General features: G+C 66.7%; 14 protein-coding genes. 8 read left to right on the top strand and 6 right to left on the bottom strand.

Annotated elements, in window-relative coordinates; all coding sequences use genetic code 11:
* The first annotated feature begins 58 nt into the window (after positions 1-58).
* Positions 59-3,217 (top strand): GAF domain-containing protein, encoded by a 3,159-nt coding sequence (locus LPB260_RS26500; protein ID WP_208708871.1) that lies wholly within the window; start codon positions 59-61, stop codon positions 3,215-3,217.
* Positions 3,218-3,271: 54 nt separating this feature from the next.
* Here LPB260_RS26500 and LPB260_RS26495 read toward each other — a convergent pair whose 3' ends face one another.
* Positions 3,272-3,709: an HIT family protein gene (locus tag LPB260_RS26495; RefSeq protein WP_208708870.1), complete on the bottom strand. Its 438-nt coding sequence runs from the start codon at positions 3,707-3,709 to the stop codon at positions 3,272-3,274.
* A 244-nt stretch (positions 3,710-3,953) separates the two neighbouring features.
* Between LPB260_RS26495 and LPB260_RS26490 the strand changes: the two genes are divergently transcribed.
* Positions 3,954-4,658: a glutathione S-transferase N-terminal domain-containing protein gene (locus tag LPB260_RS26490; RefSeq protein ID WP_208708869.1), complete on the top strand. Its 705-nt coding sequence runs from the start codon at positions 3,954-3,956 to the stop codon at positions 4,656-4,658.
* An 84-nt stretch (positions 4,659-4,742) separates the two neighbouring features.
* Positions 4,743-5,315, top strand: a complete 573-nt coding sequence (locus tag LPB260_RS26485) for a hypothetical protein (RefSeq protein WP_208708868.1) — start codon at positions 4,743-4,745, stop codon at positions 5,313-5,315.
* Positions 5,316-5,339: 24 nt separating this feature from the next.
* Here the strand turns inward: LPB260_RS26485 and LPB260_RS26480 are convergent, their stop codons facing one another.
* Entirely contained in the window at positions 5,340-6,239 is a 900-nt protein-coding gene (locus tag LPB260_RS26480) for a DMT family transporter (protein ID WP_208708867.1), read from the bottom strand.
* A gap of 132 nt (positions 6,240-6,371) precedes the next feature.
* On the opposite strand from LPB260_RS26480, the gene LPB260_RS26475 reads away from it, so the two are divergent.
* A complete protein-coding gene (locus tag LPB260_RS26475) occupies positions 6,372-6,851 on the top strand; it encodes an Lrp/AsnC family transcriptional regulator (RefSeq protein ID WP_208708866.1) in 480 nt (159 codons plus the stop codon).
* A 228-nt stretch (positions 6,852-7,079) separates the two neighbouring features.
* On the opposite strand, the gene LPB260_RS26470 is transcribed toward LPB260_RS26475, so the two are convergent.
* The 4 genes from LPB260_RS26470 to fadD2 form a co-directional block, all read right to left on the bottom strand.
* Positions 7,080-7,604 (bottom strand): DUF3087 domain-containing protein, encoded by a 525-nt coding sequence (locus LPB260_RS26470; RefSeq protein ID WP_208708865.1) that lies wholly within the window; start codon positions 7,602-7,604, stop codon positions 7,080-7,082.
* Between the two features lie 18 nt (positions 7,605-7,622).
* Entirely contained in the window at positions 7,623-11,693 is a 4,071-nt protein-coding gene (gene hrpA / locus LPB260_RS26465) for an ATP-dependent RNA helicase HrpA (RefSeq protein WP_208708864.1), read from the bottom strand.
* A gap of 208 nt (positions 11,694-11,901) precedes the next feature.
* Positions 11,902-13,593, bottom strand: a complete 1,692-nt coding sequence (fadD1, locus tag LPB260_RS26460) for a long-chain fatty acid--CoA ligase (RefSeq protein ID WP_208708863.1) — start codon at positions 13,591-13,593, stop codon at positions 11,902-11,904.
* Positions 13,594-13,956: 363 nt separating this feature from the next.
* Positions 13,957-15,645: a long-chain-fatty-acid--CoA ligase gene (gene fadD2, locus LPB260_RS26455; protein ID WP_208708862.1), complete on the bottom strand. Its 1,689-nt coding sequence runs from the start codon at positions 15,643-15,645 to the stop codon at positions 13,957-13,959.
* A 224-nt stretch (positions 15,646-15,869) separates the two neighbouring features.
* On the opposite strand from fadD2, the gene LPB260_RS26450 reads away from it, so the two are divergent.
* The 4 genes from LPB260_RS26450 (at position 15,870) to LPB260_RS26435 (ending at position 18,776) form a co-directional block, all read left to right on the top strand.
* Positions 15,870-16,829 carry an alpha/beta hydrolase gene (locus tag LPB260_RS26450; RefSeq protein ID WP_208708861.1) on the top strand — a complete coding sequence of 320 codons (960 nt, stop codon included), beginning with the start codon at positions 15,870-15,872 and terminating at the stop codon, positions 16,827-16,829.
* Positions 16,826-17,296 carry a MaoC family dehydratase gene (locus LPB260_RS26445; RefSeq protein WP_208708860.1) on the top strand — a complete coding sequence of 157 codons (471 nt, stop codon included), beginning with the start codon at positions 16,826-16,828 and terminating at the stop codon, positions 17,294-17,296. Before LPB260_RS26450 ends, LPB260_RS26445 begins: the two co-directional genes overlap by 4 nt.
* Before the next feature lie 117 nt (positions 17,297-17,413).
* Positions 17,414-17,920, top strand: a complete 507-nt coding sequence (locus LPB260_RS26440) for a DUF1993 family protein (RefSeq protein WP_208708859.1) — start codon at positions 17,414-17,416, stop codon at positions 17,918-17,920.
* Positions 17,921-18,143: 223 nt separating this feature from the next.
* Positions 18,144-18,776, top strand: a complete 633-nt coding sequence (locus tag LPB260_RS26435; protein WP_208708858.1) for a TetR/AcrR family transcriptional regulator — start codon at positions 18,144-18,146, stop codon at positions 18,774-18,776.

The following is an 18,776-nucleotide window of genomic DNA, read 5'->3' as shown; positions in this document are numbered from 1 at the left end:
GTCGGCACCCGCTGAGCCCCCACGCACGACAAAAACAATAAGCCCAGGCAGGTGTGACATGCCCAGAATCAAACTCAGTTTCAACCACAAGGTCGCCTTAGGCTTTGCCGTCATTCTCGCGTTGCTGATGATCTCGGGGGGCATGTCCCTGTGGAATCTCAACGACATCAGCGGCTCCAACCAGCGCGTCCAGGAACAGGCGGTGCCGGTGGTGACGGAAGTCAACAAGGTGCAGATCCAGCTGCTCAAGCTGGCCAACCTCAGTGCCCTGGGCTTCAACGCCGGCAGCGAAGAGGCGATCCGCCCCTACCGCGACGACTTCGAGAAGGGCGCCACGGCCTTCGCCGAGGGCTTTCAGCGCCTCGAGGCGCTGGCCCAGTCCGACCCGCAGATGGCTGCCGTGGTAGCCGACATCCAGGACAACTTCACGCTCTACACCGCCGCGGTGCGGCAGATGTTCGAGGCCAAGCTGGCGGTGCTGGTCGCCAAGCAGGCCGTGGACGATGAAGTGGCGGTGGTGATGGAGCGTTCCGACGACATCGGTTTCTCCTTCATGGAGATCGTCAACGCTCGCGCGCCGAGCAAGGACATGGAAAAAGACCTGGCCCTGGCCCAGGGCTTCGCCAACCAGGCGGACGGCCTGATGGCCGGCGTGGTCAAGATGGCGGAGGAAGTACAGGCCAGCAACGACCTGGCGCGCCTGGACAGTGCGCGGGAGGATTTCGAGTTCATCATCAATGATTCGATGTCGCGCTTCGACATGGCCGCACGGCTGTTCAAGCCGATGGACAGCGCCGGTGTCGTCGACACGACCTACGCCAGCGTCGACGCCCTGCGCCAGGTGCTCAACACCGAACCCAGCCTGATCGAGCACAAGCGCGAGCAACTGACCCAGGCGCAGGCCGCCTGGGAGCAGCTCAACAGCGCCAAGGCCGCGGTGCAGAAGGCGGTGGACGGCCTCGACCAGGTGCTGGTCGCCGCCAACTCGCAGTTCGAGCGCCTGCAGAGCGAGCTGGGCGACAGCGTCAGCTTCGGCTTCAAGAGCACCCTGGTGATGATGATCATCCTCCTCGCCCTGGCCTCGCAGAACTTCAACTCCATGCGCCTGGCGATCCGCAAGAAGATGGTCGACCTGGCCAAGCTCAACCGCATCGGCGGCACCCTGGCCACCGCCCGCGACCAGGACACCGCCCTGGACCTGGTGCTGCACGCCATGAGCGAGAAGATCGGCATCGAGCGCGGCTCGGTCTACCTGTTCAACAAGGACAACGCGCTGGAAGCCAAGGCCTTCCTGCCGCCCAAGCAGATGGACGGCGCCCCGGCCGCCATCACCTTCACCCTGGGCGAAGGCGTGATCGGTCGCACGGCCGCCTCGAAGCGGGTGATCTTCGTGCCCGACACCAGCCGCGACAGCACCTACGTGGCCGGCGAGCAGGAGAAGGCCAAGGCCCTGCTCTGCGTGCCGCTGCTGGACAAGGACATCCTGATCGGCGTGATGAACGTCTCCGGCGAGGTCGACAAGGTCAACTTCGCCGACAGCGACTATGAGTTCGTCGCCTCCGTGGCGCGCTCGCTGGTCACCACCATCAAGAACATCCGCATGGTCGAGGTGATCGAGGAGCACAACCGTACCCTGGAGCGGAAGGTCGAGGAACGCACCGCCGCCCTCAAGCAGAAGAACGAGGACATCGCCAACATGTTCTCCAACATGCACCAGGGCCTGTTCACCATCGTCGACAACGGCCTGATCCACCCGGAATACGCGACCTACCTGGAGACCATCTTCGAGACCAAGGAGATCGCCAACCGCAACTTCGTCGACTTCATGCTCAAGCGCTCGACCCTGAACGCCGAAATGATCGACGGCATCTCCACGGCGGTGGCGTCCATCGTCGGCGAAGACGCGATGATGTACGAGTTCAACTCGCACCTGCTGATCGGCGAGCTGACCCTGGAATTCCCGGGCCGCCCGCACAAACTGATCGAACTGGACTGGGACCCGATCGTCGACGACCAGGACGTGGTCACCAAGCTGATGGTCACCGTGCGCGACGTCACCGCGCTCAAGGCCCTGCAGGCCGAGGCCGAGGGGCAGAAGCAGGAACTGATGATCATCGGCGAGATCCTCGCGGTCGACGCGGAGAAGTTCAGCGCCTTCATCGACGGTTCCTCGACGCTGGTCGAGAAGTGCCGGGCGATCATCGAGCAGACCGAGGAGAAGGACCAGGGCAAGCTGGCCGAACTGTTCCGCAACATCCACACGGTCAAGGGCAACGCCCGCACCTACGGCCTCAAGCACATCACCGACACCGTGCACCAGGTGGAGAACACCTTCGACCAGCTGCGCAAGAACGAGGAAATGCCGTGGCAGCCGGCCGACCTGCTCGATGAGCTGGCCTACGCCGAACGGGCCCTGCAGTTCTACCGCAGCATCTTCAAGGACAAACTGGGCCGTGACCGCCAGGTGAGTGGCGGCATGCAGATCGATCGCGCGCAGCTCAAGCGCCTGCTCGACAGCATGGCGGCGCTGTGCGAAGCCGAGCTGCCGGGCAATGTCAGCAGCATCGTCAAGGCCACCTACCACAGCCTGGTCACCCTCGAATCCGCTCCGCTGGAGGAGGTGATCGCCGATGTCCTCGACTCGGTGCAGTCGCTGGCCAATGAGCTGGACAAGCCGGCGCCGACGGTGCTGATCGCCGATCACGAGGCGCACATCCGCAAGGAGGCCGGCGGCATGCTCGGCAACATCTTCATGCATGTGCTGCGCAACGCCATCGACCATGGCATCGAAGGTCCGGACGAGCGCCTGGCCAAGGGCAAGGCCGCGCAGGGCTGCATCCGCATCGATGCCACCGAGGCGGACGGTGCGATTACCTATGCGGTGCGCGATGACGGTCGCGGCGTGGCGCTGAGCAAGATCTTCGCCAAGGCCGTGGCCTTGGGCCTGTATCCGGCCGATGCGCCGCGCCCGGCGGCCAGCGAGATCGCCAACCTGATCTTCGCCTCCGGCTTCTCCACCGCCGACCAGGTCACCGAGGTGTCGGGTCGCGGGGTCGGCATGGACGCCGTGCGCGACTTCCTCGAGTCAGCCGGCGGCGGCATCGAGGTTCGCCTGGATGCCGGCGACGAGCACGCCGACTACCGCGCCTTCACCACCCTGATCCGCCTGCCGGCCGAATGGTGCATCCTCAAGCAGGCATTCGCCCTGGCCAGCTGACCACTCCCCGGCCTCTGCCGCCGCCCGGGCGGCAGGCGCCGGGAACGCCTGGCCTCAACCCGCCAGGCGCTTGACCAGGCGCGCCTGCAGCGCCTCCAGTTCGGCCGGATCGGCCTTGTTGGCCGCATGGATGCCCAGACCCTGGCCGGCGAAACGCGGAATCACATGCATGTGCAGGTGGAACACGGTCTGCCCGGCCGGGCCGCCATTGAACTGCGCCACCTGCACGCCGTCCGGCTGCAACTCGTCGACCAGGACCCTGGCCAGAAGCTGGGTCGCCGCCATGACCTTGGCCAGCGCCTGCGCATCGATCTCCAGGATGTTGCGCGCCGCCGCACGCTTGGGAATCACCAGGGTGTGGCCGAGGGCCTGCGGGAACAGGTCGAGGAAGGCGAGCACGTCGTCGTCCTCGTACAGCTTGTAGCAGGGGGCCTCGCCGCGAATGATCTGGGCGAAGATATTCTGCGGGTCATAATCGCCATGCAGGCTCATCGGAGTTCTCCATTACCGGTGCAAAGATGCGCGCACGATACCCGCTCGCAGGGCCGCGGGAAACCCGCTACCAGGTGGCCATCAGCCAGCCCGATGGCCACTAGCAGGACGATCGATTTTCGCCGTGGGCCCGACCGTGGTCTGCTCGCAGCCTGCCAGCCCCATCCGCGGGGCGGGCCCAAGCCGCTCGCCCGGGCCAGCCAGGGCGAGCGATCCGTGCCACCGCCAGTTGAAAGGAAATTCCATGTCAGACCTCAGCGCCTACCCCATCACCCGCAAATGGCCCGCCACGCAGCCCGAACGCCTGCAGCTGTATTCGCTGCCCACACCCAACGGGGTCAAGGTGTCGATCATGCTGGAGGAAACCGGCCTGGCCTACGAACCCCACCTGGTCAGCTTCGAGCGCAACGAGCAGCTGTCCGCGGAGTTCCTCTCGCTCAACCCGAACAACAAGATCCCGGCGATCCTCGACCCCAACGGCCCCGGCGGGAAGCCGCTGGCGCTGTTCGAGTCCGGCGCAATCCTGCTGTACCTGGCGGACAAGACCGGCCAGCTGATGCCCAAGGATGCCGCCGCACGCTATGAAACCCTGCAGTGGCTGATGTGGCAGATGGGCGGCGTCGGCCCGATGTTCGGCCAGGTCGGCTTCTTCAACCGGCTCGCCGGCAAGGACTTCGAGGACAAGCGTCCGCTGCAGCGCTATGTCGAGGAAGCCAGGCGCCTGCTCGGCGTGCTCGACCGGCGCCTGGACGGCCGCGCCTGGATCATGGGCGAGGCCTACAGCATCGCCGACATCGCCACCTTCCCCTGGGTGCGCAACCTGGTCGGCTTCTACGAGGCCGGCGAGCTGGTGCAGATCGAGCGTTTCAGCCACGTCAACCGCGCCCTGGACGCCTTCCTCTCGCGCCCGGCGGTGATCCGCGGCCTGGCCATTCCCAAGCGCGACTGAAGCACGCTGTCTGGCGCCTGGTGCGCAGAACCGCGGCGGCGGGTATCTTCTGCGCACCGCCGCTTTCCAGGACTGCGCCAGCCCATGCCCACTGCCCTAATCCAGGCCGCCCTGCTGCTCGCCGCAGCGCTCTGCTCGACCGCCACCCTGGCCAGGGTCGAGATCGAAGCGGCGCAGCACAAGCGCCTCGGCCCGCTGCTGATCGCCAAGGTCTCCGAGGACATCGCCCCCGGCGACTACGAGGCCCTGCTCAAGGGCCTGCGGGCCAATCCCGGTCGCTTCGCCGGCAAGATCCTGCTGCTCGACAGCATCGGCGGCAGCGCCCCGGAAGCCATCCGCATGGGCCGCCTGCTGCGCGAGACCGGCTTCGATGCCCTGGTGCCCAGCCGCGGCGTCTGCCAGGGCAGCTGCATCTACCTGCTCGCCGCCGGCCACAAGAAGACCGTACGCGGCCACGTAGGCCTGCACCGGCCGCGCTTCCCCAGTGGCGACTCGGCCCTGGCGCAGGCCGTCCACCGCGGCGAACGCTACAGCCCGAGTGCCTACTTCCGCGAAATGAACCTTCCCGGCCGCCTGGCGGACGAGATGCAGCGCATCGAGCCGCATAAGATGCGCGTGCTCTCGACTCAGGAGCTGGCCGGCTTCGGCCTGCAATAACCGCCAGCGCTGCGCTTCAGCCGCTCAACCGTTGGCATTCGCCGGCTGCTCGGCCTTCTTCCACAACGACCAGCCCAGGGTCATGCCGGCAGCGGCCAACAGGATGGCGGCGGTGCCGACCAGCTGGAGCGGGTGCAGGCGGTGGTCGAAGGCCAGGTAGTCGACCAGGATCGCCACCACCGGATAGATGAACGACAGCGCCCCGGTCAGGTGGGTCGGCAGCTTCTGGATGGCGCCGTACAGCAGGATGTACATCAGCCCGGTATGCACCACGCCAAGGGTCACCAGGGCGCCCCAGCTGGCGGCATCGCTGGGCAGCTGCGCCAGGTTGGCGAACGGCACCAGCATCAGGGTGCCGACGCACACCTGGATCAGCGCGATCAGGTGCGGCGGCGTACCCTTGAGCTTCTTGGCGACCAGCGCGGCCAGGGCGTAGAAGAACGCCGCACCCAGGGCCAGGAGGACGCCGCCGAGGTAGTCGCTGCCCACGTAGCCGGCATTCGGCTTGGCCTGGACGATCAGCAGCATGCCGGCGAAGGCCAGGCCCAGCCACATCAGCTTGTTCGCGGTCAGGCGCTCGCCGAGGAACAGCGCACCGAGCCCCACCAGGATGAACGGCTGGGTGTTGTACACCGCCGTGGCGATCGAGATGGAGGCGCGTGGGTAGGCGGCGAACAGCAGCAGCCAGTTGAGCACGATCGCCACCCCGCCCAGCGCGGCGAACGCCAGCAGGCGCGGCGTCAACTGGCCGCGCAGCAGGCCGAGGGCGGCGCACACGGCCAGCAGCACCGGCGCACCGATGGCGCAGCGCCAGAACACCACGTCCATGGCCGGCTGACCGGAGTAGAGAACGAACCAGCCAATGGTCCCGGAAATTATCATTGCGGCGGTCATTTCGACCGAGCCACGCGTCGTGCTGTTCATGGAGCACCTCCGTCAGTTGTCAGAGGCTAAGATATTATGGAGCCAGGCCAATTCACATGACTTGAAAAAGGCTAAAAACAAGATAAACCTAACTTTATAAGGTTAACTGGCACTTTTTATGGAGCAGCGAAAATGCTGGACGAACTCGACCAGAAGATCCTCGAAATGCTGCTGCAGGACTCGCGGGTATCGCTCAAGGAACTGGCCCGCCAGGTCGGCCTGTCCTCGCCCGCCACCTCGGAACGGGTGCGCCGGCTGGAGGAGCGCGGGGTGATCCGCGGCTTCACCATCGAGATAGACCCCAGGGCCCTGGGCTACCAGTTGCAGGCCATCGTGCGGATCAAGCCCATGCCGGGCATGCTGCACACGGTGCAGAAGCTGATCGAGGACACCGCCGAGTTCTGCGAGTGCGACAAGGTCACCGGCGACGACTGCTTTATCGCCCGCCTGCACTTGCGTTCGATCGACCAGCTCGACCACATCCTCGACCGCATTTCCGACAAGGCGCAGACCAGCACGGCAATCGTCAAATCCCAGCCGATCAAACGCCGCCCGCCGGGCATCGGCTGGCGCGGGGCCAACGGCAAGGCCGGGGCCAACCGAGCCCCTTGAGCGTCAAGGCGTGCGGTTCTCCACCCTGCTTCACCGGTCGAACCGTAGGGTGCGCCCTGCGCACCATCGCCCCATCGCCCCAGCGCCGAAAATGCCTGACGGTGCGCGTGGCGCACCCTACCCGGTATCAGCGAGGTCGCCTCGGTGACCACTGGTGGACAACGCTTACTTGTCCACCGGCCTCTGTGATAGCCCGCAACGGATCGACGCCGGCCTGTCACCAGCGCCTCACTTAAAGCCCTTGACCGCCTCCAGCCAGGCCGGATCGAGGGGCTGTTGCTGCGGGTCCAGCCCGCGCTGCGCCATGGCCTCGCGGTGCGCGTCGATCTCCCGCACCAGCTGGCTGAGTTCGCCGCTGTTGCCATCCAGCTGGTGCATCTGGGTCAGGCCCAGGTGGTAGAAGCGCAACAGCTGCATGGCCTGCGCGTCGCCCCGCGCCACCCCGGCCTTGACCTGGTGCATCTGGTTGGTCACGCGCAGCAGGCTGCGCTTGAGCCGCCAGCCATAGACCGCCGCTGCCATGAACGGCCGCGACCACAGCTGCAGGCGCACGAAGGCGACAGTCAGGGCCAGGCCGGCGAGCACGCCGATCAGGTTCCACTTGAAGTTGTCGCCACCGGGGGTGCCGAACAGCTGGCTGCTGGCCGTGGCGCAGAGCATGGCCAGCAGCAGGAACAGCAGCACGATCACCAGGGTGCTGCGGCGGGTCTGCCGGCGGTAGTGCTCGGGGCTCATGGGCTGAATTTCGAACATCTGGGACTCCTCCCGCGGTCAGGCTTCGACCGCGCTCCATTGTTTGCTCAGGCGCTTGTCGGACACCGCCATCTTGGTGCCCAGCTGCTGGGCGAACAGCGACACCCGGTATTCCTCGAGCATCCAGCGGTACAGCACCAGCTGCGGGTCGCGCTTGCCTTCCTGGGCGTGCTTGCCCAGACGCGCCTGGTACTGCTCCCAGTAGCCTGCCAGCTCGCCGCTCCACACCCGGTCGCGCTGCACCTGGGCGCCGATCTTGTCCAGGCGCTGCTCGATGGCCTTGAGGTAACGCGGCAGTTCCTTGAGCCATTCGCCCGGGGTCTCGCGCACGAAGCCGGGATACACCAGATTGGCCAGCTGCTGCTTGATGTCGTTGAGGGCCATGGCCTGGGCCAGGTCGATCTTGCCCTTGAAGCGCTTCTGCAGGCCGTGCCACAGCTTGAGGATTTCCAGTGTCAGGCGGGCCAGGCGTTCGGCGTGGGCGGTCCAGTCGCCACGCTTGCGCTCGGCCAGGGCGGCCAGGGCGGCGCCGTCGCGCGGCAGGCTGGTTTCGCCCTCGAGGATGCAGGCGTCCAGGCTGGCCAGCAGGATGTCCTCGACCAGCGCCTCGATGCGGCCGATCTCGCGGTGCAGCAGGCCCAGCTCGGTCAGCCCCGGCAGCTTGCCGCGGAGGAACTTGGCCTGCTCGGCCAGTTGCTGCAACAGCAGGCGCTGCAAGGCGCGGCGATGCTGGTACTCGGCCTCGGCCTGAGTCGGGAAGCGGCCTTCCTTGACCGTGCCGCCCTCCTCGACCAGCGCCGGGTAGACGGTCATCGACAGACCGGCGATCTTCTGCTGAGCCTTCTCGGCGACCTGGGTGAAGGCCTTGGCCTCCACCGCCTTCGGCGCCTTGTCGGTTTGGGGGATGGCCAGGGCCGCCTGGCTGGCGGCGCTGAAGCGCGCGCACAACTCGGCCAGGTCGCGGCCTTCGCCGAGCGGCTTGCCCTGGCTGTCGACCACCTCGATGTTCATCCGCAGGTGGTGTTCCAGCTGCGCATCGGACTCGGCCCAGGCCTCCTCCGGCACACGCACGCCGGTCATGCGCAGCAGCTCGCGGCCCAGGGCCTCGGGCAGGCTGCCGACGGCGAAGCCGATCTTGGCCAGGGCGGCGCCGACGAAATCCGGCACCGGCACGAAATTCTTGCGCAGCGCCTTGGGCAGCCCACGCACCAGGGCCATGCACTTGGCCTCCAGCAGGCCCGGCACCAGCCACTGCAGACGCTCGGCCGGCAGCTGCGGCAGCAGCGGCGCCGGCACCCGCAGGGTCACGCCGTCGCGCGGGTGATTGGGCTCGAAGTGGTAGGACAGCGGCAGTTGCAGCTCGCCCAGGCGCAGGCTGTCCGGGTACTGGGCGGCGGTGACCTCGCGGGCGTCGCGGGCCAGCACATCCTCCTCGCGCATGATCAGCAGCTGCGGGTCCTGGGCGCTCTCACGCTTGTACCAGCTGTCGAAGCTGGCGCTCTGGTAGATCTCCGCCGGCAGGCGCGCCTCGTAATAGGCGAACAGGGTTTCCTCGTCGGCGAGGATGTCGCGCCGGCGGGCCTTGGCCTCCAGCTCATCGAGCTTCTCCAGCAGCTGGCGGTTGGCCGTCAGGCAGCGCGCGCGGGAATGCATCTCGCCGCCGACCAGGCCCTCGCGGATAAACAGCTCACGCGCTACCGGCGGGTCGATGGGGCCGTAGTGCACCGGACGGCGGCCGACCACGATCAGGCCGTAGAGGGTGATCTGCTCGTAGGCCACCACCTGGCCGCGCTTTTTCTCCCAGTGCGGTTCCAGGTGGTTCTTCTTGATCAGGTGGCCGGCCAGCGGCTCGATCCAGTCCGGCTCGATCTTGGCCACCATGCGCGCGAACAGCTTGCTGGTCTCGACCAGCTCGGCGGTCATGATCCACTGCGGGCGCTTGCGCCCCAGCCCCGAGGAGGGATGGACCCAGAAACGCCGCTGGCGCGCGCCGAGGTAGTCGCCGTCCTCGGTCTTCTGGCCGATCTGGCTGAGCAGGCCGGAGAGAATCGCCTTGTGCACCTTGGCGTAATCGATGCTGCGCTGCTGGGCCTCGTCCTTGGCCGCTTGCGCGGGCGCGCGGTTGGCGCCGTCAGCCTTGGTGGACAAGCCTGCGGCGTTGTCCACCCTGCCCTTGCTGCGCGCGTCTGCCACCCTAGGTTGACCGGAGCCATCCACCTTGCGGCTGTCGGCGAGTTGCAGGTCGCGGACGATCAGCACCAGCTGGCGGTGTGCGTCGCGCCACTCGCGCAGGCGCAGGTAGTTGAGGAAGTTCTTCCGGCACCAGCTGCGCAGGGCGTTGGAGCCCAGGGCCTGGCGCTGCTCCTCGAAGCCGCGCCAGAGGTTGACCAGGGCGGCGAAGTCGGAATCGACGTCCTTCCACTGCGCGTGGGCCTGGTCGGCGGCCTGCTGGCGATCGGACGGCCGCTCGCGCACATCCTGCACCGACAGGGCGCTGGCGATGATCAGCACTTCTTCCAGGCTGCCCTGCCTGGCGCCTTCGAGCACCATTCGGCCGAGGCGCGGGTCCACCGGCAGGCGCGCCAGCTGACGGCCCAGGGGGGTGAGCTGGCCGTCGCGGCTGACCGCCGAGAGCTCCTGCAGCAGGGTGTAGCCGTCGCTGATGGCCTTGCCATCCGGCGGCTCGATAAAGGGGAAGGCGTCGACCTCGCCCAGACGCAGGTGGAGCATCTGCAGGATCACCGCCGCCAGGTTGGTACGCAGGATCTCCGGGTCGGTGAATTCGGGGCGGGCGAGGAAGTCCTCCTCGCTGTACAGGCGAATGCAGATACCCGGCTCGACCCGCCCGCAACGGCCCTTGCGCTGGTTGGCGCTGGCCTGGGACACGGCCTCGATGGGCAGGCGCTGGACCTTGGCGCGGTAGCTGTAACGGCTGATGCGCGCGGTGCCGCTGTCGATCACGTAGCGGATGCCGGGCACGGTCAGCGAGGTCTCGGCGACGTTGGTGGCCAGGACGATCTTGCGTGCGCCCATGGGCTGGAAGATCTTCTGCTGCTCAGCCGGGGTCAGCCGGGCATACAGCGGCAGCACCTCGGTCAGACGCAGGTTGGCCTTGCGCAGCACCTCGGCGCAGTCGCGAATCTCCCGCTCGCCGGGGAGGAACACCAGCACGTCGCCGGGGCGCTTGCCCTCACTCTTCTCGAACGCGGCAATCTCGTCCAGGCTGGCGAGAATCGCCTGGTCGACGCTGAGGTCCTCCTCGACCCGGTTGCCCTCCTCGTCCTGCTCGGCGGTCAGCGGTCGGTACCAGGTCTCAACCGGGTAGGTGCGCCCGGATACCTCGACGATGGGCGCGCCCGGAAGGCCGGCCCCGCCGAAATGCTTGGAGAAGCGCTCCAGGTCAATGGTCGCCGAGGTGATGATCAGCTTGAGGTCGGGGCGGCGGGCCAGCAGGGTCTTCAGGTAGCCGAGCAAAAAATCGATGTTCAGGCTGCGCTCGTGGGCCTCGTCGACGATGATCGTGTCGTACTTGTCGAGGAAACGGTCGTGCTGGGTCTCGGCCAGCAGGATGCCGTCGGTCATCAGCTTGATCAGGCTGCGCTCGTTGCTCTGGTCCTCGAAGCGCACCTGGTAGCCGACCAGCTCGCCCAGCTTGGTGCCGATCTCCTCGGCCACCCGCGTCGCCACGCTGCGCGCCGCCAGGCGCCGCGGCTGGGTATGGCCGATCAGCCCGTGGGTGCCGCGGCCCAGTTCCAGGCAGATCTTCGGCAGCTGGGTGGTCTTGCCCGAGCCGGTCTCGCCGGCGATCACCACCACCTGATGCGCGGCGATGGCGGCCTTGATCTCCTCGCGCTTGGCGGCGATCGGCAAGGCATCGTCGTAGCGCATGCCGGGCACGCTGAGGCGGCGCGCCTCGACCTTGGCGGCGGAGGCCTGGAAGCGTTCCAGCCACTGCGCCAGCTTGGCCTGGTCCGGCTGCGCCTGCTTGCGCAACTCGTGCAATTGGCGGCGCAGGCGATGGCGGTCGGCGATCAGCGCCTGATCGAGGTTTTTCAGCAGGAGGTCGAAGGCGGGAGTCTGGTCGGTCATCGGTTGCCGTGGCGCGCTCATGCGGGGTGGGCGCGGACCGCACCCACCTCGACAGGGAAAATTGGCCGGCGATTGTCGCAGATTTCCCCGCCGCATGCGCCCGGGCCGCCGGCGATGGCCCCCCTGAGCAGCGCAGGCCCCCGACCGCGACGCGCGTAAAACGAAAAAGCCCCGCCTGCTGGGCGGGGCTTCTTCAGGCGCAGTGGCCTCAGCTGGCCTTGGCCAGCTTCTTCAGTTCCTCGTCGCGCAGTTCGCGGCGCAGGATCTTGCCGACGTTGGTGGTCGGCAGCACCTCGCGGAACTCCACGGCCCGGGGCATCTTGTAACCGGTGACGTTGGCGCGCATGTGCTCCATCACCTGCTCCTTGGTCAGGGTCACGCCTGGCTTGGCGACCACGAACAGCTTGATCGCCTCGCCGGACTTCTCATCCGGCACGCCGATGGCCGCGCACTGCAGCACGCCCGGCAGGGTCGCCAGCACGTCTTCCAGCTCGTTCGGGTAGACGTTGAAGCCGGACACCAGAATCATGTCCTTCTTGCGGTCGACGATGCGCATGTAGCCGTCTTCCTGGATCAGCGCGATGTCGCCGGTCTTCAGCCAGCCCTCGGCGTCGAGGATCTCCTCGGTGGCTTCCTGGCGCTGCCAGTAGCCCTTCATCACCTGCGGCCCTTTGATGCACAGCTCGCCCACCGAACCGAGCGGCAGCTCGTTGCCGGCGTCGTCGATGACCTTGCACTGGGTCGAGGGCACCGGAATGCCGATGGTGCCCATCTGGATGTTGGCCGCCGGATTGACCGAAGCCACCGGGCTGGTTTCGGTCATGCCGTAGCCTTCGCAGATCGAGCAACCGGTGACTTCCTTCCAGCGCTCGGCGACGGCCTGCTGCAGGGCCATGCCGCCGGATGCGGTAAGCTTCAGGGCGGAGAAGTCCAGGGCGCGGAACGCCTCGTTGTTGCACAGGGCGACGAACAGGGTGTTGAGGCCGACGAAGGCGGTGAAACGGTACTTGCCCAGGTCCTTGACCATGCTCGGCAGATCCCGCGGGTTGGTGATCAGCACGTTGTGGTTGCCGGTCAGCATCAGCACCATGCAGTGAAAGGTGAAGGCATAGATGTGGTACAGCGGCAGCGGCCCGATCACCACTTCGCCGCCCTCGACGAGGTTGGCACCCAGCAGCGCCTTGGCCTGCAGCATGTTGGCCACCAGGTTGCGATGGGTCAGCATGGCGCCCTTGGCCACCCCGGTGGTACCGCCGGTGTACTGCAGCACGGCGACATCGCCGCTGGCCGGGTTGGCCTCGGTGACCGCCTGGCCCCGGCCCTTGGCCAGGGCGTCGGTGAGCTTGACGGCGTGGGGCAGGCTATAGGCCGGCACCATCTTCTTCACGTACTTGACCACGCTGTTGGTCAGCAGGCGCTTGAGCGGCGCCAGCATGTCGCCGACCTCGGTGACGATGACCGTCTTGACCCCGGTCTTGGGCACCACCTGCTCGGCCAGGTGGGCCATGTTGGCCAGGCAGACCAGCGCCTTGGCGCCGGAGTCGTTGAACTGGTGTTCCATTTCCCGGGCGGTGTACAGCGGGTTGGTGTTGACCACCACCAGGCCGGCGCGGATGGCGCCGAATACCACCACCGGGTACTGCAGCAGGTTGGGCAGCTGCACGGCGATGCGATCGCCCGGCTTGAGGTCGGTATGCTGCTGCAGGTAGGCGGCGAAGGCACCGGACAGCTGGTACAGCTCGCCGTAGGTCAGGGTCTTGCCGAGGTTGCTGAACGCGGGCTTGTCGGCGAAGCGCTGGCAGGACTGTTGCAGTACCGCCTGGATGTTCGGGTACTGGTCGGGATCGATCTCGGCAGCGATGCCAACGGGATACTTATCCTTCCAAAAATTCTCGGTCATGGAAGCCCACTCCTAAGCGACAGCTGATCTGCACCGCGCGAAGGCGGTTGTTTGTTGTTTTGGCCTGTTTCTCCGCCGTGCAGGCGGCCACAAGGCGAGCCGAGAGTAGCAGCTTTGCCAGAGGCCGACTAGCACCGAAATCAGCCCGAAAGGTCCATAAGTGACCAGAAAAGCATCTTCTGGTCACTTATCGAGAGGGCTGCCAGATTGCCCGACAATCGCCTCCCTGGGCAGCATGCCGCAAATGCCGAGCGGCGTGCCGCGTGCGGCAGGCAGAGCCGACGAACCTGTCGCGGCTTGGCGCCAGCAGAACGGGTAGGGATGAACTGGCGCCACCCACGGGTGGCGCCAGCCTGGGAGGGATCAGGCGATATCGCGCAGTTCGCGACGGAGGATCTTGCCGACCGGGGTCATAGGTAGCGCGTCCTTGAAAACGATGTGCCTGGGCACCTTGTAGCCGGTGAAGTTTTCCTTGCAGTAGGCCTTGAGCTCCTCGACGCTGAGGTCGCCGCTGCGCGGTACCACGAACAGCTTGACCGCCTCGCCGGACTTCTCGTCGGGCACACCGATGGCCGCGCAACTGGCGACCTTGGGATGGGCCATGACCACGTCCTCGATCTCGTTGGGGTACACGTTGAAGCCGGAGACGATGATCATGTCCTTCTTGCGGTCGACGACGCGCACGAAGCCGTCCGGGTCGATCACCGCGATGTCGCCGGTCTTGAACCAGCCTTCGGCGTCCAGCACCTCGGCCGTGGCTTCCTCGCGCTGCCAGTAGCCCTTCATCACCTGCGGCCCCTTGATGCACAGCTCGCCGCGCTCGCCGATGGGCATTTCGTTGCCATCGTCATCGATGGTCTTGAACGCCGTGCCCGGTACCGGCACGCCGACCGTACCCAGGCGCGCCTTGTCGCCATAGCCATTGGCGCTGGCCACCGGCGAGGTCTCGGTCAGGCCATAGCCCTCGGTCACGGCGCAGCCGGTCATGGCCTGCCAGCGCTCGGCGGTGGCCTTGACCAGGGCGGTGCCGCCGGAGTTGGTGAGCTTGAGGTGGGAGAAATCCAGGTCCTTGAACTTCGGGTGGTCCATCAGGGCGACGAACAGGGTGTTGAGGCCCAGCAGCGCGGAGAACTTCCACTTGCCCAGCTCCTTGACGAAGCCGGCGATGTCCCGAGGGTTGGTGATCAGCACGTTGTGGTTGCCATTGACCATCATGCACATGCAGTTCGCGGTGAAGGCATAGATGTGGTACAGCGGCAGCGGCGCGATCATCACTTCCTGGGCCGGCTTCATCAGCGGCGTACCGTCAGCGCCGAGCTGCGACATGCAGGCATTGACCTGCAGCATGTTGGCCACCAGGTTGCCGTGGGTCAGCATCGCGCCCTTGGCCACCCCGGTGGTGCCGCCGGTGTACTGCAGCACCGCGATGTCGTCATGGCCGACCTTCACCGGCTTGATGTCATAGCCGTGCCCCTCGGCCAGCGCCTGCTTGAACGGCACGGCCTGGGGCAGCTGGTAGTCCGGCACCATCTTCTTGACCTTCTTCACCAGGGTATTGACCAGCCAACCCTTCAGGCTCGGCATCAGGTCACCCATCCTGGCCTCGATCAGGTACTCGATCTCGGTATCGCCCAGCACCTCCTGCACCAGCTTGCCGAACATGTTGAGGTAGACCAGCGCACGCACGCCGGCGTCCTTGAACTGGTGGCGCATCTCCCGGGTGGTGTACAGCGGGTTGGTGTTGACCACGATCAGCCCGGCGCGCATGGCACCGAACACGGCGACCGGGTACTGCAGGATATTGGGCATCTGCACGGCGATGCGGTCGCCGGGCTGCAGGTCGGTGTGCTTCTGCAGGTAGCCGGCGAAGGCGGCGGACAGACGGTCCAGCTCGGCATAGGTCAGGGTCACGCCCATGTTGGTGAAGGCTGGGCGGTCGGCGAACTTCTTGCAAGAGCGCTCGAACACCTCGATCACCGATTTGTAGGCGTCCAGGTCGATGTTGCTGGGTACGCCGGCCGGGCGCTTGTCGTTCCAGAAATCAGGCTGCATTTATTATTGTCCTCTTCCTCGAGATGATTTCCCCTGCCAAGCGGGACCGCGCAAGAACTTGCCGAGTCACGCCAGGATCTGCGTCGAACTTAACAGTTCCAGTACGGCACGGAAAGACTGGTACGATCGTCATAGATCGCGTGAATCCTCGATCCGCTCGTGCGGCTGGGAAAGCCCGGGGCCTGCCTCTACAATGCCGACTCCCGCAGGCTCAAGGATTCGCCATGCACCACGAAGCATTCTGGCTGAACAGCAGTGATGCAACGCCCCTGTACGTGAACCGCTGGTCGCCGGAGGCGCCGCCCAAGGCCGTGATCATGCTGGCCCACGGCATGGCCGAGCACAGCGGCCGCTACGACCGCCTGGGGGGCGCGCTGACGGCGGCCGGCTACGAGCTGTTCGCCCACGACCAGCGTGGCCATGGCCAGACCGCCAGCCACGGCCGCCTCGGCCACTATGCCGACGACAACGGCTGGAACCTGGTGATTGGCGACCTGGCCTGCCTCAACCACCATATCCGCCAGCGCCACCCGCAGACACCGATCTTCCTGCTCGGCCACAGCATGGGCAGCTACATCGGCCAGGCCTACCTGATGCACCACAGCTGCAGCCTGCAGGGCGCCATACTCTCGGGCTCCAACTACCAGCCGATCTGGCTCTATCGCCTGGCCCGCCTGGTGGCGCGCTTCGAGCGTTGGCGCCAGGGCGCCCATGGCCGCAGCAGGCTGATCGACCTGCTGTCCTTCGGCTCGTTCAACAAGGCCTTCAAGCCCAACCGCACGACGTTCGACTGGCTGAGCCGCGACCCCAGGGAGGTGGACAACTACATCGACGACCCGCTGTGCGGCTTCCTCTGCACCAACCAGCTCTGGCTCGACCTGCTCGGCGGCCTGCAGCACATCAGCCAGACCCAGCACCTCGAGCAGATCGACAGCGACCTGCCGCTGCTGGTGATCGGCGGCGATCACGACCCGGTCAGCGCCGGCAAGCGCCTGCGCGACCTGTCCGAAGCCCTGCGACAAGCCGGCCTCAAGCGGGTACAGCTGAAAACCTACCCGGACGCCCGCCACGAGTTGCTCAACGAGCGCAACCGCGACGAGGTGACCGCCTACCTGATCGGCTGGCTGAACCAAGCCCTGAACCACAGCCGCCACCGCACACGCAAAGCCAAGGAGATCTCATGACCCAGACCAGCAACACGCCCTACGAAGCCCTCGAGGTCGGCCAGACCGCCAGCTACAGCAAGACCGTCGAGGAGCGCGATATCCAGCTGTTCGCCGCGATGTCCGGCGACCACAACCCGGTGCACCTGGATGCCGAGTACGCGGCCGGCACCATGTTCAAGGAGCGCATCGCCCACGGCATGTTCAGTGGCGCCCTGATCAGCGCGGCGGTGGCCTGCGAACTGCCCGGCCCCGGCACCATCTACCTGGGCCAGACCATGCGCTTCACCCTGCCGGTGAAACTCGGCGACACCCTCACCGTGCGCCTGGAAATCCTCGAGAAACTGCCGAAGTTCCGCGTGCGCATCGCCACCCGGGTGTTCAACCAGCGCGACGAGCTGGTGGTCGATGGCGAGGCCGAGATTCTCGCCCCGCGCAAGCAGCAGACCGTGGAGCTGACCGAACTGCCGCCGATCCACATCGGCTAGCCTGCGGGCAACCCGGGGCAAACTTCCCGGTCTAACCCGCACACCTGTCGACAGACCGCCACAACGGCGGTCTGTCTTCTTCCTCGCCGCATCCCACGCACCTCCCTGGAGAGCTCCATGTCCCTGTCCATGTACCAAGCGTCCATCCCGGTCTTCGTCCGCCAGCTTAACAACCTGTCGACCATTCTCGGCCTCGCCGCGGCCGACGCCGAGGCGCGCAAGTTCGACCCGAGCGTGCTGTTCAACGCGCGCCTGGCGCCCGACATGTTTCCCCTGAGCCGCCAGGTGCAGATCGCCTGCGACGGCGCCAAGGCCGGCGTCGCCCTGCTGGCCGGCGTCGAACCGCCGAGCCATGCCGACGACGAAACCACCCTGGCCGAGTTGCAGGCGCGCATCGCCAAGACCCTGGAATTCCTCCAGGCCGTCAGTCCCGGGCAGATCGACGGCAGCGAAGAGCGCACCGTGACCCTCAAGCGCCGCGACAAGGAAACCCACTTCCAGGGCCAGGCCTTCCTCCTCGACCACGTCCTGCCCAACTTCTATTTCCACTACACCACCGCCTACGCCATCCTGCGCCACAACGGCGTCGCGGTCGGCAAGCGCGACTTCCTCGGCACCCGCTGAGTCGTTCCCGGGGGCGCCTAGCCCCCGACTGGGCGTCCCCGGCTGGGCGCCCCCGGCTGGGCGCCCCCGGCTGGACACCTCTAGTGGGGTGCCCAGCCGCCTGCCCTTCCCCTGCCTGATCGCGCCCACGGCGTGCAGACTGCCGTTCGGCAGATGACCCGGCCCGTTCGCGGCGTTTAATTAAACTTATATTTAAATAAACGCCGCGACCCCGGAGCCGCGCATGTCCCGCCCCCGCTCACCTGGCCGGCCCAGCGGCGATGCCCCCCAGCAGCGCGAACGCCTGCTCGATGCCGCCGTGGAGGCCTTCGCCCATGCCGGCATCAAGGCCTCCAGCCTGCGCGGCATCGCCGAGCAGGCCGGGGTCACCCCGGCCCTGGTCAACTACTACTTCGGCAACAAGACGCGCCTGGTCGAGGCGATGATCGAGGAGCGCTTCCTGCCGCTGATCCGCGGCGTCGCCAGCGGCCTGCAGCAGGCCGGCGACGACCCCCGTGAACTGGTCGGGCGTTTCGTCCGCGGCATGAGCGAGATGGTGATCGAGCACCCGTGGATTCCGCCGCTGTGGGTGCGCGAGATTCTCTGCGAGGGCGGCATGCTGCGCGAACAGCTGAGCCAACGCATCGCCCCGCTGATCCCCCTGCTGCTGGCCCAGCGCTTCGCCGCCGCCCAGGCCCGCGGCGCCCTCAACCCGGACCTGGACCCGCGCCTGCTGGTGGTCTCGCTGATCGGCCTGACCATGCTGCCCTACGCCGCCGCGCCGTTATGGCGCGGCATCTTCGCCAACCCGCAGATCGGTGACGAGGCGCTGGTCGCCCACACCCTGGCCCTGCTCGAACGCGGGATGGAGGCCTGA

This window comes from Pseudomonas sp. LPB0260, from assembly GCF_013388395.1.
The sequence above is the reverse complement of the archived record's forward strand: the minus strand, read 5'-3'. Positions and strand labels throughout refer to the sequence as shown.

What these genes read in the sequence shown, in the direction of transcription:
- fadD2 (WP_208708862.1), bottom strand. Translation starts at nt 15,645, where the DNA reads ATGCAGCCTGATTTCTGGAACGACAAGCGCCCGGCCGGCGTACCCAGC.
- hrpA (WP_208708864.1), bottom strand. Translation starts at nt 11,693, where the DNA reads ATGACCGACCAGACTCCCGCCTTCGACCTCCTGCTGAAAAACCTCGAT.
- fadD1 (WP_208708863.1), bottom strand. Translation starts at nt 13,593, where the DNA reads ATGACCGAGAATTTTTGGAAGGATAAGTATCCCGTTGGCATCGCTGCC.
- LPB260_RS26490 (WP_208708869.1), top strand. Translation starts at nt 3,954, where the DNA reads ATGTCAGACCTCAGCGCCTACCCCATCACCCGCAAATGGCCCGCCACG.
- LPB260_RS26480 (WP_208708867.1), bottom strand. Translation starts at nt 6,239, where the DNA reads ATGAACAGCACGACGCGTGGCTCGGTCGAAATGACCGCCGCAATGATA.
- LPB260_RS26435 (WP_208708858.1), top strand. Translation starts at nt 18,144, where the DNA reads ATGTCCCGCCCCCGCTCACCTGGCCGGCCCAGCGGCGATGCCCCCCAG.
- LPB260_RS26500 (WP_208708871.1), top strand. Translation starts at nt 59, where the DNA reads ATGCCCAGAATCAAACTCAGTTTCAACCACAAGGTCGCCTTAGGCTTT.
- LPB260_RS26485 (WP_208708868.1), top strand. Translation starts at nt 4,743, where the DNA reads ATGCCCACTGCCCTAATCCAGGCCGCCCTGCTGCTCGCCGCAGCGCTC.
- LPB260_RS26495 (WP_208708870.1), bottom strand. Translation starts at nt 3,709, where the DNA reads ATGAGCCTGCATGGCGATTATGACCCGCAGAATATCTTCGCCCAGATC.
- LPB260_RS26450 (WP_208708861.1), top strand. Translation starts at nt 15,870, where the DNA reads ATGCACCACGAAGCATTCTGGCTGAACAGCAGTGATGCAACGCCCCTG.
- LPB260_RS26440 (WP_208708859.1), top strand. Translation starts at nt 17,414, where the DNA reads ATGTCCCTGTCCATGTACCAAGCGTCCATCCCGGTCTTCGTCCGCCAG.
- LPB260_RS26475 (WP_208708866.1), top strand. Translation starts at nt 6,372, where the DNA reads ATGCTGGACGAACTCGACCAGAAGATCCTCGAAATGCTGCTGCAGGAC.
- LPB260_RS26470 (WP_208708865.1), bottom strand. Translation starts at nt 7,604, where the DNA reads ATGTTCGAAATTCAGCCCATGAGCCCCGAGCACTACCGCCGGCAGACC.
- LPB260_RS26445 (WP_208708860.1), top strand. Translation starts at nt 16,826, where the DNA reads ATGACCCAGACCAGCAACACGCCCTACGAAGCCCTCGAGGTCGGCCAG.